This window comes from Dyella sp. NPDC103356 (assembly GCF_055584465.1).
The window spans coordinates 232,253-253,266 of the sequence record NZ_JBVJLZ010000003.1 but is presented as its reverse complement, the minus strand read 5'-3'; the positions used below and the strand labels follow the sequence as shown (position 1 = coordinate 253,266).

The following is a 21,014-nucleotide window of genomic DNA, read 5'->3' as shown; positions in this document are numbered from 1 at the left end:
TGCGTCCATGTCGAATCAGGCCGTGCGCACGGCGCGCGGCGTGGAGGGGGCGGGCTTGCCTTTGCCGCTGCCCTTGCGGTTGTCGTAGAACGCCTGCAGCCATTGTTCCGGCGTCAGGGCGTCCTGTTCGATGCCTAGCGATGCAGCCTGCGCCCGCAAGATCTCGTGCATGATCTCGATGTTGTCGGTCGAGGCGGAGATGACGGCGAGCGCGTCGTCGAGTCCGCGCAGGTTCAACTGGCATACCGAGGAGGCGTGGCCTTGTTTCACCAGGAAGCAACGCGACCGTTCGTCGAGACTGACCACGACCTGATATTCGGCTTCGGTCAGCTTCAGTCCTTCGACGTAGTCTTCACGGCTGGCGTTGGGGTTGGGCAGCAGGATCATGGTGGCCGTCTGCTCGATCAGCGAGGCGGCGATGTCGCTGGCGAGCGCGTCTTCCGGACTCTGCGTGGCGAAGATGCCCAAGCCGTTCTGCTTACGGATGGTTTTCTGCTTGTTCTTGGCGAACTCTTTCAAGCCGCCCTTGCCGTCGAGGATCTTCCAGAACTCGTCCATGACATAGATCAGCGGGCGGCCATCGATCAGCTCTTCCAGGCGGTGCAGCAGGTAATTGATCACCGGTGCGCGCACCTCGGCGTTGTCGATGATGTCGGTGTAGTCGAAGCCGATGATGTTGGCTTTCTTGAGGTCGATGGTGTCGACCGGGTTGTCGAAGACCCAGCCCAGCGAATGGCCGGCGGTCCATTTCTTCATGCGCACGAACAGGCCGTCGTCGCCCATATTGGGCAGGCTCTTCTGGAAGTTCGTCATGTTGCGCAGGTGCTGTGGGGTATCGAGCATGTTCTCGACCGCGCGGAAGATGTCTTCTTCCTCGCGCGAGGAGTACACGCTCTTGCCGGCCAGCACCTTGATCAGCTCGGCCAGGAACTGCACATTGTCTTCGTTGCGCTCGCAGTGGAACGGGTTGAAGCCGGTCGGCTTGCCGTTTTCCAGCGCGAGATAGTTGCCGCCGCAGGCGCGCACGAAAATCTCCGCACCACGATCCTTGTCGAAGAAGAAGATCGTCGGCGAGGGCTTGAGCTTCTGTACCTGGCTGAGCAGGAAGTTGATCAGCGCGGTTTTACCGGTACCGGATTTGCCGATCACCATGGTGTTGGCGATGGCTTTCTCGCCCAGCGAGTTTTCGGCCGGATGGGTGGCGTGAAAGTTGAAGTAGTACGGCTGTCCGTTGGTGGTCTGCAGCGTGGTGACGCAATCGCCCCACGGGTTGTTTTCTTTTTTGCCGGTCGCGAAATTGTGCAGAGGGGACAGGCCCAGGAAGTTCAGCGAGCTGACGTTCGCCAGACGCGTGCGATATCGCCAGTTGCCGGGCAACTGGGCGTAGAACGCGGCGGTAACGGCCAGATCTTCCTTTATGGAGACGAAGCCGGCATTGGAGAGTTCCGCGCGCGTCGCGGCAATCTGCTGCGATAGCGCGTCCTGGCTGGGTGCGTAGATCGCGATAGTGAAGTGGTATTCACCCAGCACGAAGTTGCCCGAAGCCAGCTGATCCATCGCGTGGTCGAGTTCGGCGATCTGGCTGACCGCCTTGTCGCCGGAGGAGATCATCATGCCCTTGGTGCGGTCGAGCGCCTTGAGTGCATCATGGCGGCCCATGGGGCTGAAGGAGTGTGTGATGACGTATTCGAAATCCAGGTACTTCAGGCCATTCAAGATGCCCGGGTAGGTGCCGTCGGTGTATTCCTTGATGTTCAGCAGGCCACCGAAATGATTGGCGCCGGTAGGCGTCGTGATGACGAAGTCCCCCGTCTTGGCCGAGAAGCGGTGCTTGGACACCGCCAGGTAGTTATAGGCCGGGGCCGGCAGCACCGGCACCGGCTCCTGGATGCGGTTGAGCAGATAGCCGAAGAACTCCAGGGCTTCGGAAAACACCAGGCCGTTGGCGGCTTCGTACATGCCCAGGCGGGTGGGGGCGTAGTCCTTCAGCACGGCCTCCACGTTGCCGGCCAGCTCGCGCACGGTGGCGATCGCCTGGTCCTGCTCGGCCTGCAGGCGGCTGACGTCGGCCGATTTTTCGGCAAAGCGCTTGCCGCTCACCATGGGGCGATAAAGCATGGTGAGATAAAGCTCGTTCTGCATCAGCTTCTGCGCGGACAATGCGCTGTAGTACGCATCGGATAGCTGCTGGTTGAATCGCTGATCGAAGCGGCTGCTGTCCTTGACGCGCCCGCGGCGGCGTACGTCATGGACCCAGAAGGCGACGTTGACAAAGTCCGGGGCACGCAGCGTCTGCAACATGCGGTTGAAGGTGTTGTGACGATGTTCGAGTTCCCACTCCTCGCGCCCGACAAAGGGCAGGCCCTCCAGGCGCCATACCAGAAGGAAGTCGCCGCCGGTGGTCTTGAGCACCGTCGGTGAGACGTGGGTCGATAGCGGTATGAAGTCGCTGATGGAGCTGTCGGGGGTGAACATGGTCGAAATCCATTCGTGGAGGCGTCAGGCGCGACGAGCGCGCCGACGCCTCCGGGGTTACGTCTTGTTGTTGCCGTATCGATAGCTGTTAGGCGAGAACACCCACATGCCGTCGTTCTGCTGGAGGTTGCGCACACGCATGCGAAAGTGCATGCGCAGCCCGAGCAGGCGAAAGATCATTTCGTCGCGCCGGGCCATCTGACGCATGGCAAAAATCACCATGGGCATCAGCACCAGATAGAAGAGGTTGGTGTACATCGCCAGGAGCAGACACGCGCCGGCACCCATGAAGAACGGTACATAGGGCACGCCAAGGAACATGGCGGGGCGTGTGCAGCCTCGAAACAGCGGATTCTTATGCATAGTGGTTGAGCAGATACTCGACGACCATCGAGGTCTGCCCCTGGCATTGCTGGCCGGTATCGCCGATTACCATCTTGGCGATCTGGCCGGCCGCGCCGATCAGCACGCCGCCGATCAGGATCGGGGCGACATCGGCGATGCGCTTGTGGGCAAAGGCGATCTGGTAGCCGGCGAACACGACGGCGATGGTCACCACCGCGATCGAGGCCATGTTGAGCAGGCCGTTGATGTTGGTGAAGAAGCCGCAGACCTTCTGGTCCGCGCCAGCGAACTCCTGGGCCCATGCCATGCCTGGCGCCGAGAGCAGGAAAGCCATGGCGGTGCTTACGAGCATGGCCGACAGCAAGTGCTTGTGCGAGTGGGAGGGCAATGTGTTTTTCATGTAACGCTCTTTCCTTTGGGTTGAAGACTCGCGACGTTCCATGTTCGTCGCGTTGCAAACGACTGCCTTTGAGGGCGGTCCGTACTACTTACTGAAGCCTTTCTGGTGTTGCCGGTGATGCGATGACTGAGATGCGATGCCGGTGGAGTCAAAAGACAAATGCGGCATCGCGGGTGTCGTGTTGTTGTGGGTTGGCTGTAATGGCGGACGCCGCAGGTGCGACGGCTATCGGTGCGGGTGTGGTGGGATCGTTGGGGCCGCGCACGACGGGGACAAAAAGGCCCTCTTCGGTAACGCCGGATGAGGGCAACGCCGGGGGCGGCAGCGTGGGTGCGGAAGGCTTCGTCGCCGTGGCCGGTAGCGCGGCATGTATGGCGGCGGCAGCGGCCACGCTGGCGGTATCGAGCGCGCTGCTGCGGATGGCGACGCGATAGGCGGCGCCGTCGGTCGCCGAAACGGCTTGCGGCAGCACGCGCGCCTGCCTTGCACCGGCCAACGGGACGGGCGCCGTCGGTGCGCGCGTGTCGCCCTGCATGGACGCATAGATTTTTTGCACGTAGCCATGCCGATAGCCCGTGACAAAATTGCCCGAGTAGTAACAACTGAACGACTTACCCCAGTCGCCACCGGCGCTGCGGTAGCACTCGGCCAGGATGCGCGAGCCGGTTTGCAGGTTGGTGCAGCGATCGAAGGCTTTTTCGTAGGAGTCGATGCCGTACTTGCCCAGGTTGTTGCGGTTGACCTGAGCCAGTCCCAGCGAATAGTTGTAGCCCTTGGCTTCGAGCATCTTCGCCGTGGCAATGGCTTCGTCGAGGTTCTGCGGTTGACGCACGAGCTGGCTACCCACAACACCAATGGCGTAGGGGTTGTGACTGGATTCGACATGCACGACGTGCTGCATCACCTCGGCTGGAACCGACAGGTTGGGGCAGGACATCATTTCAATTCCAGCGATCATCTGGCGTTCTCCCGATTCGTCTATGCCCGGTTTTCCGCCAGATGGCGGCCCGGGTTGAAATCGATACCGGTGATGTAGCGGCGGCCGGCATGCGCCTTGATGTGCACGACGATGTCGATGGTCATCATCAGCAGGCGCTTGATGGTCTCGAATTCGAGACCGGCACCTTCGTTGGACGCCTTGACCATCAAGGCCAGCTGGTCCCAGGTCTGCTCGGTGCTGCCGGCGTGGCAGCTGGTGATCGAACCGGGGTGACCGGAGGCGCAGTTACGGATGAAGTAGAACGATTCGTCACCGCGCAACTCGGCCAGGATGATGCGGTCGGGCTTCATACGCAGACACGCTTCCATGCAGCTCTTGGCGGTGACGTTGCTGGTGCTCTGACCGCCCTTGGAATAAAGCAGGTGCACCACATTGGGCTGGTCGATGAACAGCTCGCGGGCGTCCTCGATGGTCACCAGGCGTTCGTCAGCCGGAATGTGATGTACCAGCGACTTCATGAAGGTGGTCTTGCCGCTACCGGTAGCACCGGCGACGACGATGTTCTTCTTGTTGAGCACGGCCTGGCGAAAGAAATCGGCGTAACGCCGGCTGCCGCGCAGGTCCAGCAGCTCACGATCGCCGGCGCTGATCTCCGGCGGGTTTTCCAGAATCTCGTCGAAGAAGCCGTCCGACTGATACTGGGCCAGGGTCTTGGTCTGCTTGGAGGGCAGACGGATGGTGATGGAGATCTTGCCGGCGTCGACCGCCGGCGGGATGACGAACTGCGCACGCTGACCGGTGGGGAAGGTGAGCGAGACGACCGGGTCGATATCGGTGATGCGCTGCCCGGTGTTGCTCTCGTTCACTACCGCGGTACAGAACTGGCGGGCACGCTCGAAGCTGAGGGAGGGCACCTCCACACGCTGCCAGCCGCCCCGGCTCTCCAGATAAAGCTCGCCAGGGCGGTTGATGCAGATTTCGGTGACGTCAGATGACGCCATGAACTCCCGGATGCCCAGTACTTCGTACTGGTATTCCAGGAATTCGTTTGAAACCTGCGCGAGTGCGCCGTCGTCCATGTTCATGTGCTTTTAGAACCTCGCGACCACGCCGCTGAAATCGACGTCTTTGGCGACATAGATGTTCACGACCGTGCCCTGGTTGATGGTGACCGTGGGCGGGCGATTGGCCGATCGCTGCACGGCTTGCTGCGAAAGTTTCTGCAGCGTCTGGGCGGTGTTGCTTTCGTACGGCGACTGCACCGCATAGCCGTTGCCCAATGCGGTCGTGCTAGGGCCGTGCTTGGCGCCTTCGTACTTGAACGCATCGCTGAGCATGCTGATCAGCAACGCCGCGCCGATACGGCTGCCCCAATGCGAATTGAGATGGCCCGGATGACCCGCGCCGCCGAGCCCATCCACGCCCGGGCTGGCCATGTTCACGTCGATGCCGGTGGGCGTGACGATGCGATCCCAGATCACGGCAACGCGGTCGGTGGTGGGAACGGTGTCGTACTTGCCCAGCACCTTCGAGCCTTTGGGCAACAACAGGCGCTTGCCGTTGAACGAATACACCGGCTCCGTCACGACACAGGAAGTGAATCCCGGAATGTCCGTGATCACGCGTGTTTCCAGCACACAGCGGATGTATGTGCCGCGAAGCATGATCGCATCGGGATGAGTCAACGGCTGCGCGCTGGTAACCGCATCGTTGGGCGTCGTATCGGCCGCCGCTACCGCCGGGGTGGCAGGAGCCGCTTGGCTGGAGCCATTGCCCTGTTCCATGCGGCGCTCCATCAACGACGGTCCACGCGGTCCTTCGGACGCGACCGGCGGCGGCATCTGGCGGACGTCGGGCAACGGCGGCACCGACGCCAACGGAATGGCAGCGGCTCGCTTTTCCGGTGCGTCCGGCGGCGGCAGCATGGGCACGGCCCTGGGCGCATCGGGAATCGAGACGGTCTCCGAGCGCGGCTTGGGTGCGTCGTCGCTGCGTTGCGATGCGGTGTTCATCATCCAGATCGCCGCTGCGATAATCAGCACGACAATGCCCGCCAGGAACAACATGGCGCGATGGTTCATTCGTCGTACGTCAGCCGAGCGGAGCTGCGGGGCGTTCGCGTCGAGGTCGGGGGCGGCCGTTTCGCGCGCGTATTGCGTCGAATAGGGATTGCCGTCCTGCTCGGGCAGATCGGCGTGGCCGATGCCGTCGGCATCGCCATCGGCGTGATGCGTGTGGGGGCTCACTTTTTAACGTTCCTTCGCAGGCCGACGACGTTCTTGTCTTGGCGGATGATCAAGTAGGGATACGTGCCATGGACGACGATCGTGTTTCCCTCGATCGTCGTGTTGACCACGGCGTCCTCGCCGTGCTCCTTCTCGCGCATGAAAACGGCCGGAAAGTTGCCGGTCGGAAACTGCTTGAGGTCGCCCATCCGGATGTACGTGAATTGACCATCGTCATAGACGTTGATCGGAATCAGCCAGGGCGTCTTCTTGATGTCGTGGGTGGCGTAGTCGTAATCGAAGTTATAGCTGCGTCCCTTGACCAGCTCGGTGCTCAGCTCGGGAACGTCCGCCGCTTTCTTTGCCTCGTCCGAAAAGCTCGTGTCGCCCGGGTAAGCAAACTCGATCTTGTACTGCACGCCGGCGCGCTTGGCTTGTTCGAGCGACTTCCAGTCGGTGGCGACTACCTTGAGCTCGAAGATGTACGAATGTGTCTCCGTGCGTATCACCATATTGGTGTCGACATCGACGTTCTTCGGCTTGAGATAGAACACGTTGTTACGGCGTGTCAGATCCCAGCCGCTGCTGAAGCCGGTGCTGTAGTCGAGGATCTTTTCGTGCTGGCTCAGTTCGATCTGCGTCGTGATGCCAAGGCCCGTGCGCACCTGATAGATGCGGTCGGGTTGGAACTCGTATTGCTGGACGACTTGCGCGGCGGCCGTCTGCGCCGCGCAGGCAAGCGCCAAGCCCAGCATGCCGGCCAGAGGATGTTTGGTTGTCCGGTTCATCGGCGGCCCGCTCCTTGCGCCGGCGCCTGTGCGGCCGGCGGCTGCTCGCCCTGTTCGGTCACGGGTGGCGCGCTCAGGCCCTGCTGCATGGCATCGGCGCCAGTGGTGCTGCTGGCCGGCGCGGGCGCCGGAGATGGCGGCGCATCGCCTTGCACTTCCGCCGGAGCTGACGACGCGTAGTCGTTGTCGACGCGGTACTCGGTGACCTGAAAACCCAACGGGTTCTCGATGCGATACCGCTCGTCCATCTGCAAGTTGGGCTTGTAGACGAACTTCATGGTGGCGATCTTGTTATCGATCGGCTGCGACGAGCCGGTCTTCTTGTCGTACAAGCTGCGTTGAAACCGGACGGTTGCGCCGTTGGGCGTCTTGCCAGGACCGCCGCCGAGAAGCACGGTGCTCAGGATCTTGATGCGGATCGCCTTGTCACGGCCGTAGACGTTGTACGGCGCGTCCGGGTTGTTGGGGGCGTGAAGTGTCTTGTACGCAGCGGCGACATCCGGCGAGGACATGGTCAACACGGTGACCCAGTCGCGCAGGTTCATCATCGCCACGTCGTAGGACTCGCGCGCCATGATGAAATGCGCCACGTTGCTGCGATTGATGGCTTCGCTGGTGGAGATCTGCCGGTTGCGGAAATCGTCGGTCAGTCGTGCGACGGTGCTGGTGCCAGTATAGGCATCGGCCATCACGATGTAAGGGACTTTTTCCTTCAGCGGAAGCATGTAGAAATAGCCGCCGGCGAGAATCAGCGCCATCACGATGGTCGCGCCGGCCACCCACCAGGCGCGTCGCTCGCTGCGCCTGGCCATGTCGGCGATCGTCAGTTCGAAATTGACCGATTTGCCGATGGCTTCATCGATTTTCTTGCTTGAAGTTTTCTTGCTCAACATCGTCCAATGTCCATATAAGCTTGCTCTGGCGTTGCGGGTCCAACCTAGATCGCGCTGCGGTCTGCTGTCCCTTCAGGCGGAGAGCGAGGTGGCGCATCGGGTGTCGGCACAACCAGTGGCTGCACGACGATCTGTCGTTGATTTACCGAGATCGACACGCCTTGCGGCGCGTACACGGCATTGAGCTCCGCCGCGGCAGCACGGAGGTTTGGCGTGTGGATGCGCGCCGCGGCCGCGGTCAAGGTGAAGTCGGAGGGCATTTGGTAGGAGAGCAGCAAGCCGGTGTCTTTCGACCACCGCGTCAACATGGCTTTCAAGGTGCCGTCCATGGGGGCAGGGAAAAACACGTAGGGCTGTGCGAGTGGAATTTCCGTGGTGTCTTTCTGAAACTGGTTGACGGATTTCCAGCGGCCGCCGAAATCCTTCGCCGCAGGCGTGCCACAACCGGTGACGGCAAATGCGGCGGCAACAGCAACGCCTGCCTTGGCGAGATGAGAAAGCTGTGTTTTCACGTCGTGCTCGTAGATGAAGGGGATAACGGGCCGTCCGCGTGTTCGCAGAAACGAACGCGGAGAAGCTGACCGTTGAGACGCGCGCTCCCTAGCGGGCGGGCGTCGAGTGATTGAAGGCGGCGACGGAGCGCAGGCGCAGGCGCGGCCCCCGACGTTGGGGGCGCGGGTGGCGCTCAGGTGCGTGGGAATGAAGGAAACCCGTCGTGGCGTTACCGACGAATTCGAGCCTGTGGGAGGCTAGGCGGGCAGCATTTGCTTGCGCGCGATACACACTCGTGGATGTCATGCAGGGCTCCTTGCCCACACCGATACAGCTTTGTTATCCCTGGTGTGTACGAGTTGATTACCCCTGGGCGCCGCTCTTGCCCGACGCTGAATCTCCTGTCAGCGTCCAGCCAGGCTCATACATGCGCCCCCGTACGGCGCGAATTCTGGCGCAAGTGTCGTTGTATTGCCAGTACGTGAGGTTCTGCCTGTGATGCGGGTAGGTATTGCCCTGCATGCTGAGTGCGGTAAGAATATTTCCTTGTACTGGCAATAACTTGTCTGCAAAGGACTGGCCTGTGGCCTTGTTTTGTAGGATTACCCCTACAAGCATTTCAGAGTTATTTTAGAATCAGCGGCTCGTCACGGCATTGGCCGGCTTTGGTTTAGCGAGTGAGCCCTGCGCGCCCCTGGCCTAGTCCGTAGTAAACGCGTTACGCAGCCAGTCCATGTGCGGATGTTCCCGCGCTCCGTCATAACTGACGACATCGAACCGACATGCGTGGTGCGCGTGCTTCGGATTCGACATCAGCCATTTCTGCGCGGCGAGGATCAGTTTGGTCCGTTTGCCGCTTGTGATGGAGTCGAGTGCGCTGCCGCAGCGCGCGTTTTTCCTGTAGCGCACTTCGACGAAAACCACCGTCTGGCGATCGAGCATGATCAGATCGAGTTCGCCGTGGCGCGTGTAGTAGTTGCGGGCGAGGAGCGCCAGCCCGGCACGCTGCAGAGCCGCGCATGCGTGATCTTCAAAGACATTGCCGGTCGAGCGCATGGTTCGCTTTGCCTTTACCGCAGCCTCAAGGCGCAACCACTGTTATCGACCGTATCAGTGTGCGTGTCGAGTCGGTGCAGTGAACATGGGCGCTACTGGAAAAGAGAGCGTGCACGTCGGGAAAGTGATAACGCTGCCATCTTTGTAGGGGCGGCTTCAGTCGTGATGTCCGACTGCGTTACGGTCGGTCGCGACTGAAGGAAACCTCTAAAAATCCTCTCCTATCCGTCGTCCCGGCGAAGGCCGGAATCCAGTGCCTTACTCTTTACCGTGCTCAAGACGCTGGGCCCCGGCCTTCGCCGGGGCGACGATGAAAACCGAGGTTATTCGAGGTTCCCTGAAGCCGCTCCTACAAGAGATTGGTGAAGCGGTCGAGCATCGCGGTGACTGCGCTGGATCAATAGGTCGGCGGATTGTCGCTCGTCGCCGACTGCGGCGGCGGCCCCTGCGTTGGCGGAGCCGACATCGGGACGCTATCCATCTGCAGGCTGCCGTTCAAAGGGTGCGCGATGCCGTCCTGGAATTTCGCCCAGACAAGCACGCGTCGAATGCGACCGAACTGATCGGCGGTCAGCTGACCACTTGCACCCGGCAGATAACTGCCCGGGTGTTCATGCAGCCAATCCAGATACGGCACCAGGTTCCACGCATCCATGCCGAAGGCGAACAGGCGTGCCGACACGCCGCGTGCGGCGGGGAGTGGCGTGGCGATGTCATCGTGATTGGGCAGTCCGGGCTGTGCGTCGAACAGCCAGGGCGCATCGGAGAACTCGACGCCGTCCAGGTCGCGATTGGAGCCGGCGTCGTCCGCACCGCCATAGATATGCGAGGTGCCGAAAACCGGCGCATTGATGCGTGCCAGGCGCAGCTGCGGTAGCAGCAGGCGAGCCTGCTGCGGCTTCATGCTGATAAATACGCCGGCATCGCTGCCAGCCGATGCGGCATTCAGCCCGGTAATGACGCTGGCGTAATTGACGCCACTGCCCAATGTGCCGTTGCCGGCAACCGTGCCGCCACGTGCCTCGAATTCGGCCTTGAATGCGCTGCCGGCGCGTTGCGCGAAATCGTCGCCGGAAATGACGACATACGCACTGTGCAGGCCTTGTTCGGCCATGTGGTCGGCCGCTTGCGCGCCTTCGGTTTCCGGCAGCAGGCCGAACTCGCTCGCGCCGGTGGCCGGCAGCGCCTTGTCGTCGGGATGATTGAGCGCCAGCACCGGCACCGGCAACTGGCTCAGGCCGAAGACGCCCGATACTTCGGCACGCGTCAGCGGTCCGATGATCAGCTGTGCGCCGTCGTCGACTGCTTGCTGATAAGCCTTGGTGGCACTCGCCGCGGTGCCGCCGCTGTCATAGACGCGTACCTCCGCGCGCGGCGCATGGTTGCGTGCGGCATCGGCATAGGAAGCAAAAAAGCCTTCGCGGATGATCGAGCCCGCGCCGGCATAGTTGCCGCTGGCAGGCAGCAGCAGGGCCACCCGTCCGGGCATCTTGTAGCCTTCGCGTACATTCGCCTTGTCGCCGGGCATTAAGGTGCCGACCGGCTGGTCGAGTGCCGGCTGCGGTCTGGCCACGGCGACGCCCATATGGCTCAGTGCCTCGTCGATCCAGGGCAGCATGCGGTCGCCCGGGCGCATGCCGGCGGCGCGTTGCTTCAAGGGATCCGCGCCGACGCGAGTGAGCAGGGCGATGATCTGTTTGCGATTCTGCGTGTTGTCGAGCCCGGTGAGCTGGCTGTCCATCTCCACGCGGCTGCGTGCCGCGCCCCAATAGTCGCCGCTGGCTTCCATGGCGCGCGCGCGCAATTCCAGCAAACGCAACTGCATTGCGGCCGGCACGGCCACGGAGGGCTGTGTGGTCAATTGCAGCGCGCGGGGGGCGTCGTGCTGGCTGAGTGCGATCTCCGCCTGCAGCAGGTCGTACAACACCGGGTCGGTACTGGTCAGGCGTGCGCGCTTGATCCCGGTCAGCAGCGGAGCAGCCTGCTCGAGCCTGCCTTCCTGCCTGTATGCCTCGGCGGCGAGCAACTGATAGTGGTCGCGGTTATCCGGTGCGAGCGTCGCCAGGTCCAGGTAGGCCTTGGCGGCTTGATCGAACTGCCCCTGCCGGCTGAGCGCGTCCGCATTGAGCGATGCGGAGATTTCGGCCGGCGAACGTTGTGCTGCGGGTGGAACGCAGGCGGTCATGGCGAGCGAAATCGCCAGCCCCAGGGCCGCGGTGCGATACAGGCGCATGGTCATCCGTAGATCCATTATCGTCTTGGGTCACAATGCGCGATCATAGCCGATCGCCATGCGGCCTCGTCGTGCCGTACCCGGCATCGGCAAGTGTTTGCGATGGGCTCTTGTGGCCTGCCTCCTGGCGGACACATCTATATATAGGGTGTCCACGCTCGCCGAGCCGCAACGAAACGCTCCGCGTAACTCATTGTTTGAAGGAATCTGCGATGTCTCACCCTCAGCCGGGCCAGTTATGGGTGGTCGCGACACCGATCGGTCATCGGGACGATTTCTCGGTGCGTGCGGTGGAGACGCTGCGAAACGTTGCTGTGATCGCCGCCGAAGACACGCGCCACAGCCGTCCGTTGCTGATCCACTACAACATCGACACGCCCACGATCGCACTGCATGAGCACAACGAGCGCGATGTGGTGGATGCGGTGGTTCGCCGCCTTCAGGGTGGCGAGTCGGTGGCGCTGATTTCCGATGCGGGCACGCCGTTGATCAGCGACCCGGGGTTTCGGCTGGTTCGCGCGGCCAGGGCGGCGGGTATCCGTTGCATTCCGGTGCCGGGCGCATGTGCGGCGATTGCGGCGCTTTCGGTGGCGGGCCTGCCGAGCGATCGCTTCGTCTTCGAGGGCTTTCTGCCGCCCAAGGCCGCGGCGCGCCGTAGCCGCCTGCAGGAACTGGCCGGCGACGCGCGAACGTTGATGTTCTATGAGTCTTCGCATCGCGTGGCCGAAAGTCTTGCCGATATGCGCGATGTTTTTGGCGCGCAGCGCGAAGCGGTGCTCGCGCGCGAGCTGACCAAGCTCTTCGAGACCGTGATCGGCGAGCCTCTGGGCGAGCTGGCCGCGCGCGTCGTGGCCGACCCCGATCAGCAGCGCGGCGAATGCGTCATCCTGGTGGCCGGCCGTGGCGAAGAGGTCGATGAAAATCTGGCCGAAGGGCAGCGTGTTTTTGCCATTCTCAGCGAGGAATTGCCGCCATCGAAGGCGGCCAAGCTGGCCGCGGCGATTACGGGAGCGTCGAGGAAGGCGCTATACTCGTGAGTGGAGTCGGCCGGACAGTCGCGTCGCACGCAAGTGCATCGAGGAAAGTCCGGGCTCCGTAGGGCAAGGTGCCAGGTAACGCCTGGGCAGCGTGAGCTGACGGCCAGTGCAACAGAAAGCAAACCGCCGAACGGCATCGCAAGATGCGCGTGGTAAGGGTGAAACGGTGCGGTAAGAGCGCACCGCGCGCGGGGCTAACGCCGCGTGGCACGGTAAACCCCACCTGGAGCAAGACCGAATAGGGGGACTATGACGCGGCCCGCGTCGTTCCCGGGTTGGTTGCTAGAGCCTGGCGGTGACGCCAGGCCGAGAAGAATGACTGTCGCGCCGCAAGGCGAACAGAACCCGGCTTACAGGCCGACTCCTTTTACTTCTCTAAAGCCGACCTCCGCCGCATTTGCGGTGGGGGTCGGTGGGATGAACGCATGTTCAGAACCTGCGTTCCGGGCAACTGTGATCTGGCGCAAAAAAACGCTGCTTAAAAAGCAAAAAATCCCGAGCATTCAATCACCTTGAATGGCTTCCTCAGAAAAGGCTGGAAATACTGCCACACCATTGCCTTTCTCCTTGATTCACAAGCAAAAATCCCTTGACAGTCTCAAGGGGCGAGACTATCGTGGGTCCCGGTGTGAAATCGTGGGATTTCGTGGAGTCTGCCGGTCGTGTTTCAGGGCGAAACCGCCATCACCGTTGACGATAAAGGCCGCCTGGCTATTCCGACTGCGTATCGGGAGCTGGTTGAGGAGGCCTGTGCCAATCGTCTGGTGATCACCTACAACCCCTTCGAGTCGGGCTGCCTCTGGCTGTTCCCGCACGCGGAGTGGGAGCGGGTGCGCGACCAGGTCAATGCGCTCCCCAGCGTCAAGGCGGTGCATCGCGCATTGCAGATGAAGCTGGTGGGTGCCGCCGCGATGGTCGAACCCGACAGTGCCGCACGCATTCTCCTGCCTGGCAGCCAACGGACGGCGGCGGGCATCGAGAAGAAGGCGGTGTTGTTGGGCATGGGCAACAAGTTCGAGCTTTGGAGCGAGCAGGCCCATCTGGCGAAGATCCGTCAGACCATCGGTGAAGACGAAATCAGCGACGACATGTCCGATTTGCGCCTGTAACCGGAGGGGTTGCGGCGGGTCAGGTGGCTTTTTCAAAAAAGCGTTTTCAGGTGGTTCTTTAAGGATACGGGACGGGAGTGCGGCATGGCCGAGCAACAAGCGTTGCGGCACATCCCGGTGATGCTGGGTGAAGCAGTGGAGGGACTCGCCGTGCAGGCTGGCGGGCGTTATCTGGATGGCACGTTCGGACGCGGCGGTCACGCTCGCGCGGTGCTGTCACGCCTGGGCCCCGACGGTCGCCTCCTGTTGATGGATCGCGATCCGCAGGCCATTGCCACGGCGCAGGCGGAGTTTGCCAGCGATGCGCGTGTGTCGATCCGCCACGCCAATTTCTCTTCCATGGCCGAGTGGGACGAAACTGCCGCCGGTCTCGACGGCATCCTGCTCGACCTGGGCGTCTCCTCGCCGCAGCTGGACGAAGCCGCCCGCGGCTTCAGCTTCATGGCCGATGCGCCGCTCGACATGCGCATGGACACCACGCAGGGCGAAAGCGCGGCGGATTTCATCGCGCAGGCCGATGAGCGCGAGATCGCCGATGTGCTGTGGACCTATGGCGAGGAGCGTTTCAGCCGCAAGATCGCCCGTGCCATCGTCGAACAGCGCGCCGAAAAGCCGATCCTGCGCACCGGCGAGCTGGCTGCGTTGATCGAGCGCGTTGTCGGCCGCCGCGAGCCGGGCAAGCACCCGGCCACGCGCAGCTTTCAGGCGCTGCGCATCCGCGTCAACGGCGAGCTGGAATCCCTGAAACAGGGGCTCGACGCCGCGCTGGAGCGGCTGAACGTCGGCGGTCGGCTGTCGATCATCAGTTTCCATTCGCTGGAAGATCGCGTGGTCAAGCTGTTTATCCGCGACCATTCCGGCAAGGTGCAAGGCAGTCGCCGTGGTCCGCCCCAGGCGGCCAAGTTGGCGCGCCTGGCTGCCGTGGGCAAGGCGCAGTTTCCCTCCGATCACGAGCTGTCCGTCAATCCGCGATCACGCTCCGCCGTGCTGCGCGTGGCGGAGAAGCTCGCATGAAGGTGATCGGCGCAGCCCTCCTGCTGATCCTCCTGGTGGCCGTGCTTGCGAGCGCGATCACCGTGGTGTGGACGCAGCACGAGAGCCGCGTGCAGTTCATCGAGTTGTCGCGCCTGCAGAACGAGCGCGACGAACTCAATATCGAGTACGGCAAGCTGGAGCTGGAGCAGGCGACCTGGGCCGAGCCCCGCCGCGTCGATAACGAGGCGCGGCAGAAACTGGGCATGCTCACGCCGCGGCCGCAGGACATTCAGTTGGTGACGCAATGAGCCGGCGCGATCACTCCGCGCCGACCGCGCGCCGCCAACAGAAGAGCGGCCCCAAAGTCCGCCGTCGCATGACCGCGGTGGTCGTGGTGCTGGGACTGGCCTCGATGGGGCTGGTCGCGCGCGCTTTCGACCTGCAGGTCGTGCGCAAGCAGTTCTATCAGAACCAGGGCGACGCGCGTTTCCTGCGCGAGGTGCCGATCGCGGTGTCGCGTGGCACGATCTTCGACCGCAACGGCGAGCCGTTGGCGGTGTCGACGCCGGTGGTGTCGATCTGGGCCAATCCGTCCGAAGTGCTGGAGAACGAAGACCGCATTCCCGCGCTGGCCACGGCGCTGGGTATCAATGCGGGCGAGCTCAAGCAATACCTGCTGCAACGCGCGGAACGCGAGTTCGTGTATTTGCGCCGTCAGCTCAGCCCCGACGCGGCGCAGGTCGTGCTCGACTTGAACGTGCCGGGCGTGGCGGGGCAGCGCGAGTATCGTCGTTTCTATCCGTCCGGCGAAGTCACCTCGCATGTGCTGGGCTTCACCAATATCGAAGACCACGGCCAGGAAGGCCTGGAGCTGGCCTTCGACGACTGGTTGGCCGGCAAGCCGGGCGCCAAGCGGGTCATCAAGGATCGTCAGGGCCATATCGTCGAAGACGTGGAGCAGGTGCGTGCGCCGCAGCCGGGCCGCAACCTGACCTTGAGCATCGACCGGCGCATTCAGTTCCTGGCCTATAACGAACTGAAGAACATGATCGACAAGTCGCAGTCGGACTCGGGCTCGGTCGTGATTCTCGACGTCAAGACCGGCGAAGTGCTGGCGATGGCGAACTGGCCGACCTACAACCCCAACGCCTTGCACAACAGTCAGCCGGGCGACCGCCGCAATCGCTCGATGACCGACCTGTTCGAGCCTGGCTCGACGGTCAAGCCGATCCTGATGACGGCGGCGCTTTCCAGTGGCAAATACACGCCGAACAGCCCGCTGATCGATACCAATGGCGGCCACTGGTTCTATTACGGCCACGATATTCACGACACCCATAACTGGGGTGTGCTGACGCCGACCGGCGTGCTCACCAAGTCGAGCAACGTCGGCGCCGCGCATATCGCGACGCAGCTCGATACCAACCTGATGTACGACACCTATCGCGCATTCGGTTTCGGCAACAGCACCAATAGCGGCTTCCCGGGCGAAGCGGCCGGCCATATGAAGATCGGACGCGATTGGCGTCCGCTCGAAAAGGCGATTCTCGGTTATGGCTATGGCTTGAACGTCACGCCGCTGCAGTTGGCCAACGCGTACGCGACCATCGGCGATAACGGCATCATGCACTCGCCGACCTTCGTCAAGGGTGTTGATGGCGAGGCGCGCCAGATCGTAGCGCCGGAGATCGCGCAACAGGTCGTCAAGATGATGATCACCGTGACGCAGCCGGGCGGCACGGCGGCGCCTTATGCCTGGATCGCCAACTACACCGTCGCGGCCAAGACCGGTACGGCGCACAAGGCGTCTGCTGGCGGTTACTCGAAGAACAGCTACAGCGCCGCCTTCGCCGGTCTGGTGCCTGCATCGAATCCGCAACTGGTCGGCATCGTGGTGATCGACAACCCGAAGAAGGGCAGCTATTACGGCGGCCTGGTGTCGGGTCCGGTGTTTGCCAAGGTGATGGATGGCGCGTTGCGCCTGCTCAACATCCCACCCGACAACATCGGTCGCTGGTATGCCGGTGGACCTTTGCAGGGCAACAACGGCCTGGTCGGCAACAAGCCACCGGATGCGCCCAATATCGAGGAAGCGCCGGTCGAGGACGCGACGCCATGACGACACGCCGCCTCGACCAACTGCTCCACGGCATCGCCGACACTGCCAGTGCCGGCGATATCGTCGTTTCGGGCCTCAATCTCGACTCGCGTCGCGTGCGTCCGGGCGATGCCTTCTTCGCGCTGCGTGGCACACGCGAGCACGGCATCAAGTTTGCCGCCATCGCGGTGCAGCGTGGTGCGCGCGTGGTGCTGGCCGAAGCGCCGGCCCCGAGCGAAACCACCCTGGACGTGCCGGTACTGTGGATCGACAACCTGCATAGCCGCGTCGGCGATATCGCTGCGCGCTTCTTCGGCGAGCCGTCGGCTGCGTTGAGCGTCATCGGCGTGACCGGCACCAACGGCAAGACCTCCACCGTGCAACTCCTGGCGCATGCGCTGGAGCACCTGGGGCATCGCGCAGCCACCATCGGAACGTTGGGTGCCGGCTTGCATGGCAACTTGCAGGCCGGCGAACGCACTACGCCCGATGCGATCGAGGTGCAGGGTCTGCTGGCCGAATTCCGCGCTGAAGGTGCGACGCATGTGGCGATGGAAGTGTCGTCGCACGCACTGGAGCAGGGTCGCGTGGGCGCGGTGAAGTTCGATGTCGCCGCGTTTACCAATCTCACACGCGACCATCTCGACTATCACGGCAGCATGGAGGCCTACGGTGCTGCCAAGGCCAAGTTGTTCGCGTGGCCGAGCCTGCATGCCGTGGTCATCAATATCGACGATGCCTTCGGCCGCGAACTTGCGACACAGTTGCCGCCGAACGCACGTGCATTGCGCTACAGCGCAGCCGGTGACGAACAGGCGGACATCGCCGCGACGGCCATAATGACCTCATCCGAAGGCTTGAACTTCGTATTGCGCACGCCATGGGGCGAACGCCCGGTGAGCAGCCGCCTGCTGGGTCGCTTCAACGTCGCCAATCTATTGACCGTGGTCGGTTGCCTGGGCGCGCTTGGCGAGCCTTTTGAAAGCATCGTCGAGGCGGTCGAGGCAATGGAGCCGGTCAACGGCCGCATGAACCGCCTCGGCGGTTTCGGCAACGAACCGCTGGTCGTGGTCGATTACGCGCACACCCCCGATGCGCTGGAGCAGGCGTTGACCGCGTTGCGTGCGCATTGCGCCGGCCAGTTGATCTGCGTATTCGGCTGCGGCGGCGATCGCGACGCCGGCAAGCGCCCGGTGATGGGTGAAATCGCCGAGCGTCTGGCCGACAGCATCGTCGTGACCGACGATAACCCGCGTAGCGAAGACGGCGATGTCATCGTCGCGCAGATCGTCGCCGGCCTCAGCAGGCCCGGGCAGGCGAAAGTCGAGCGCGACCGCGCTGCTGCGATTCGCTGGGCGGTAACCCGGGCCAAGCCGGGCGATGTCGTGCTGGTCGCCGGCAAGGGCCATGAAACCTATCAGGAGAGCGCCGCGGGCAAGCGGCCTTTCGACGATTTTGCGGTCGCACGTGCGGCGCTGGAGGTACGCGCATGATGCGGGCGACGATGATTGCTTTATGGACACACGGCCAGCTGATGGGTGCCGATATCGATGTCGGTGATGTCAGCATCGATACGCGCAAGATCAAACCGGGCGACTTGTTCGTGGCGATCAAGGGCGAGCGCGTGGACGGCCACGACTTTGTTGCCCAGGCGGCAGCGAGTGGTGCGGCCGCGGCACTGGTAACACGCAAGGTCGACGCGTCAATCGCGCAGATCGTCGTCGACGATACCGAGCTGGCGCTGGGTGACCTGGCCAGCGCGGTGCGGGCGCAAAGTAACGTGCAGGTGGTCGGTATCACCGGCTCGAACGGCAAGACCACGGTGAAGACCCTGGTGGCCTCGATCCTGTCGCGTCACGGCCGCACGCACGTGAACGCGGGCAACTACAACAACGAGCTCGGCCTACCGCTGACCCTGCTGGCGATGCCGGCCGATACGCAGTACGCCGTGCTGGAAATGGGCGCGGGCAAGCCGGGCGACATCGCCTATCTTGCTGCCATCGCACGGCCCGATATCGGCCTCGTCAATACCATCGCGCCGGCGCATCTTGAGCGCATGGGTAGCGTGGAAGGCGTCGCCGAAACCAAGGGCGCGCTGTATCAGGCGTTGCCGGTCGACGGCGTGGCGGTAATCAATGCGGATGACGCGTTCGCCAGTTTCTTCGGCGGCCTGGCCGGCTCGCGCCGCCAGTTGCGCTTTGCGCTGGATCACAAGGCCGATATCGGCGCCGACATCGTCGAGCTCGGCGTCGACGGCTCGCGCTTCGTCTTGAGCACCCCGGTCGGCGATGCCGAAGTGGATCTGCCGTTGCCCGGGCGCCACAACGTCGGCAACGCGATGGCCGCCGCGGCGATCGCGCTGGCGCTCAATGTTCCGCTCGACACGATCGTCACCGGACTGGAACAGGTGCCGGCGATCGCCGGCCGCTTGCGCGCCGAGACGATGGCGGCCGGCTGGGTGCTGATCGACGACAGCTATAACGCGAACCCCGGTTCGGTCGGCGCCGCCATCGACACGCTGGCGCTCGCGCAGGGCGAGCGCTGGCTGGTGCTTGGTGACATGGCGGAGCTCGGCCCCAACGCGCGCGCCATGCATGCAGGCATCGGCGAGCGGGCAAAGAAGCAGGGTATCGACCGCCTGTTTGCGGTCGGGCCACTCAGCGCAGCGGCGGTGGAAGCCTTTGGCGAACGCGGCGCGCACTACACGGATAAGCAGGCATTGGCAAAGGCATTGAACGAACAGTTGCACGGTGGCGTCACGCTGCTGATCAAGGGGTCGCGCTCGGCCGGCATGGAACAGGTCGTTTCCGCCTTGCGCAACGACAAGCACACGGGAGGAGCCTCCGATGCTGCCTGAGCTGGCCGAATGGATGGCGAAGTACTTCACTGCGCTGCATCTGTTCCAATACATCACCTTCCGCACCATCGCCGCGGCGCTGACGTCTTTGTCGATGTCGTTGCTGATGGGCCCGTGGTTGATCCGCAAACTGGCCGCGTTGAAGGCGGGACAGGTCGTGCGCAAGGATGGTCCGCAGACGCATCTGTCCAAGGCCGGTACGCCGACCATGGGCGGCGTGATGATCCTGCTGTCGGTTGCTGTGGCCACCTTGCTGTGGACCGATCTGCACAATCGCTATGTGTGGGTGGTGCTGGCAGTGCTGCTGTGCTTCGGTGCGATCGGTTTCTACGACGATTACAAGAAGCTGGTACTCAAGGACAGCCGTGGTCTGGCCAGCCGCTGGAAGTATTTCTGGCAGTCGGTGTTCGGTCTAGGCGCCGCGCTGGTTCTTTACTACACCGCCCCGCATGCGATCGGCGCGCAGCCGGCGGCCGAGACGGCGCTGTTTCTGCCGTTGTTCAAGCAGGTGGCCTTGCCGCTTGGCCTGTTCTTCGTGGTGATCGCGTATTTCATGATCGTCGGTTTTTCCAACGCCGTGAACCTTACTGACGGTCTGGACGGTCTTGCGATCATGCCGTCGGTGCTGGTGGCCGGCGCGCTGGGTGCGTTCGCCTATCTTTCGGGCAACGCTGAGTTTTCGCGTCACTTGCTGATTCCGGTCATTCCGGGTGCGGGCGAGCTGGCGATTTTCTGCGCCGCATTGGCCGGCGCCGGATTGGGCTTCCTCTGGTTCAACACGTATCCGGCGCAAGTGTTCATGGGCGACGTCGGTGCGCTGGCGATCGGTGCTGCGCTCGGTTGCGTCGCGGTGATCGTGCGCCAGGAAATCGTGCTGATCGTGATGGGCGGCGTGTTCGTGATGGAAACGCTGTCGGTGATGATGCAGGTGGCGAGCTTCAAGCTCACCGGCAAACGCATCTTCCGTATGGCGCCGATCCATCACCACTTCGAGCTCAAGGGCTGGCCCGAACCGCGGGTGATCGTGCGCTTCTGGATCATCAGCGTGGTGCTGGTGTTGATCGGCTTGGCAACCTTGAAGGTGCGCTGAC

General features: G+C 62.9%; 19 protein-coding genes and 1 other RNA gene. 9 read left to right on the top strand and 11 right to left on the bottom strand.

The window, feature by feature from the left end; all coding sequences use genetic code 11:
* Window positions 1-15 precede the first annotated feature (15 nt).
* From ACZ6WW_RS07970 to ACZ6WW_RS07920, 11 genes are all read right to left on the bottom strand, one after another.
* Window positions 16-2,475, bottom strand: a complete 2,460-nt coding sequence (locus ACZ6WW_RS07970; RefSeq protein WP_465273725.1) for a VirB4 family type IV secretion/conjugal transfer ATPase — start codon at window positions 2,473-2,475, stop codon at window positions 16-18.
* 57 nt (window positions 2,476-2,532) lie between these two features.
* Window positions 2,533-2,838, bottom strand: a complete 306-nt coding sequence (locus ACZ6WW_RS07965; RefSeq protein ID WP_465273724.1) for a VirB3 family type IV secretion system protein — start codon at window positions 2,836-2,838, stop codon at window positions 2,533-2,535.
* Window positions 2,831-3,220: a TrbC/VirB2 family protein gene (locus ACZ6WW_RS07960; protein WP_465273723.1), complete on the bottom strand. Its 390-nt coding sequence runs from the start codon at window positions 3,218-3,220 to the stop codon at window positions 2,831-2,833. The genes ACZ6WW_RS07965 and ACZ6WW_RS07960 overlap by 8 nt, the downstream gene beginning before the upstream one ends.
* A gap of 148 nt (window positions 3,221-3,368) precedes the next feature.
* Window positions 3,369-4,166 (bottom strand): lytic transglycosylase domain-containing protein, encoded by a 798-nt coding sequence (locus ACZ6WW_RS07955; protein ID WP_465274045.1) that lies wholly within the window; start codon window positions 4,164-4,166, stop codon window positions 3,369-3,371.
* Between the two features lie 32 nt (window positions 4,167-4,198).
* Window positions 4,199-5,245, bottom strand: coding sequence for a P-type DNA transfer ATPase VirB11 (gene virB11 / locus ACZ6WW_RS07950; RefSeq protein ID WP_465273722.1), 1,047 nt, complete (start codon window positions 5,243-5,245; stop codon window positions 4,199-4,201).
* A 6-nt stretch (window positions 5,246-5,251) separates the two neighbouring features.
* The gene (locus ACZ6WW_RS07945; RefSeq protein WP_465273721.1) at window positions 5,252-6,406 is read right to left on the bottom strand and encodes a TrbI/VirB10 family protein; all 1,155 of its coding nucleotides are present in this window, start codon (window positions 6,404-6,406) and stop codon (window positions 5,252-5,254) included.
* Complete coding sequence (locus ACZ6WW_RS07940) at window positions 6,403-7,173, bottom strand: TrbG/VirB9 family P-type conjugative transfer protein (protein WP_465273720.1); 771 nt, start codon at window positions 7,171-7,173, stop codon at window positions 6,403-6,405. The genes ACZ6WW_RS07945 and ACZ6WW_RS07940 overlap by 4 nt, the downstream gene beginning before the upstream one ends.
* Window positions 7,170-8,066 carry a VirB8 family type IV secretion system protein gene (locus ACZ6WW_RS07935; protein WP_465273719.1) on the bottom strand — a complete coding sequence of 299 codons (897 nt, stop codon included), beginning with the start codon at window positions 8,064-8,066 and terminating at the stop codon, window positions 7,170-7,172. The genes ACZ6WW_RS07940 and ACZ6WW_RS07935 overlap by 4 nt, the downstream gene beginning before the upstream one ends.
* A gap of 44 nt (window positions 8,067-8,110) precedes the next feature.
* Entirely contained in the window at window positions 8,111-8,578 is a 468-nt protein-coding gene (locus ACZ6WW_RS07930) for a hypothetical protein (RefSeq protein ID WP_465273718.1), read from the bottom strand.
* Between the two features lie 679 nt (window positions 8,579-9,257).
* The gene (locus tag ACZ6WW_RS07925) at window positions 9,258-9,614 is read right to left on the bottom strand and encodes a YraN family protein (protein ID WP_465273717.1); all 357 of its coding nucleotides are present in this window, start codon (window positions 9,612-9,614) and stop codon (window positions 9,258-9,260) included.
* Between the two features lie 397 nt (window positions 9,615-10,011).
* Window positions 10,012-11,847, bottom strand: a complete 1,836-nt coding sequence (locus ACZ6WW_RS07920; RefSeq protein WP_465274044.1) for a penicillin-binding protein activator — start codon at window positions 11,845-11,847, stop codon at window positions 10,012-10,014.
* 212 nt (window positions 11,848-12,059) lie between these two features.
* Here ACZ6WW_RS07920 and rsmI point away from each other — a divergent pair, with 212 nt between their 5' ends.
* From rsmI to mraY, 9 genes are all read left to right on the top strand, one after another.
* Window positions 12,060-12,884: a 16S rRNA (cytidine(1402)-2'-O)-methyltransferase gene (rsmI, locus tag ACZ6WW_RS07915; protein WP_465273716.1), complete on the top strand. Its 825-nt coding sequence runs from the start codon at window positions 12,060-12,062 to the stop codon at window positions 12,882-12,884.
* Window positions 12,885-12,886: 2 nt separating this feature from the next.
* Window positions 12,887-13,253: RNase P RNA component class A (gene rnpB, locus ACZ6WW_RS07910), an RNA gene on the top strand.
* Window positions 13,254-13,546: 293 nt separating this feature from the next.
* A complete protein-coding gene (gene mraZ / locus ACZ6WW_RS07905; RefSeq protein WP_281850333.1) occupies window positions 13,547-13,993 on the top strand; it encodes a division/cell wall cluster transcriptional repressor MraZ in 447 nt (148 codons plus the stop codon).
* Between the two features lie 84 nt (window positions 13,994-14,077).
* Window positions 14,078-15,007: a 16S rRNA (cytosine(1402)-N(4))-methyltransferase RsmH gene (rsmH, locus tag ACZ6WW_RS07900; protein ID WP_465273715.1), complete on the top strand. Its 930-nt coding sequence runs from the start codon at window positions 14,078-14,080 to the stop codon at window positions 15,005-15,007.
* A gap of 5 nt (window positions 15,008-15,012) precedes the next feature.
* On the top strand, window positions 15,013-15,276 hold the full coding sequence (gene ftsL / locus ACZ6WW_RS07895) for a cell division protein FtsL (protein ID WP_281852964.1): 264 nt from the start codon (window positions 15,013-15,015) through the stop codon (window positions 15,274-15,276).
* Entirely contained in the window at window positions 15,273-17,087 is a 1,815-nt protein-coding gene (locus ACZ6WW_RS07890) for a peptidoglycan D,D-transpeptidase FtsI family protein (protein ID WP_281850331.1), read from the top strand. The genes ftsL and ACZ6WW_RS07890 overlap by 4 nt, the downstream gene beginning before the upstream one ends.
* Window positions 17,084-18,559 (top strand): UDP-N-acetylmuramoyl-L-alanyl-D-glutamate--2,6-diaminopimelate ligase, encoded by a 1,476-nt coding sequence (locus ACZ6WW_RS07885; RefSeq protein WP_465273714.1) that lies wholly within the window; start codon window positions 17,084-17,086, stop codon window positions 18,557-18,559. The genes ACZ6WW_RS07890 and ACZ6WW_RS07885 overlap by 4 nt, the downstream gene beginning before the upstream one ends.
* The gene (locus ACZ6WW_RS07880; protein ID WP_465273713.1) at window positions 18,556-19,923 is read left to right on the top strand and encodes a UDP-N-acetylmuramoyl-tripeptide--D-alanyl-D-alanine ligase; all 1,368 of its coding nucleotides are present in this window, start codon (window positions 18,556-18,558) and stop codon (window positions 19,921-19,923) included. The genes ACZ6WW_RS07885 and ACZ6WW_RS07880 overlap by 4 nt, the downstream gene beginning before the upstream one ends.
* The gene (gene mraY, locus ACZ6WW_RS07875; protein ID WP_281850328.1) at window positions 19,913-21,013 is read left to right on the top strand and encodes a phospho-N-acetylmuramoyl-pentapeptide-transferase; all 1,101 of its coding nucleotides are present in this window, start codon (window positions 19,913-19,915) and stop codon (window positions 21,011-21,013) included. Before ACZ6WW_RS07880 ends, mraY begins: the two co-directional genes overlap by 11 nt.
* The last annotated feature ends 1 nt before the right edge of the window (window position 21,014 follow it).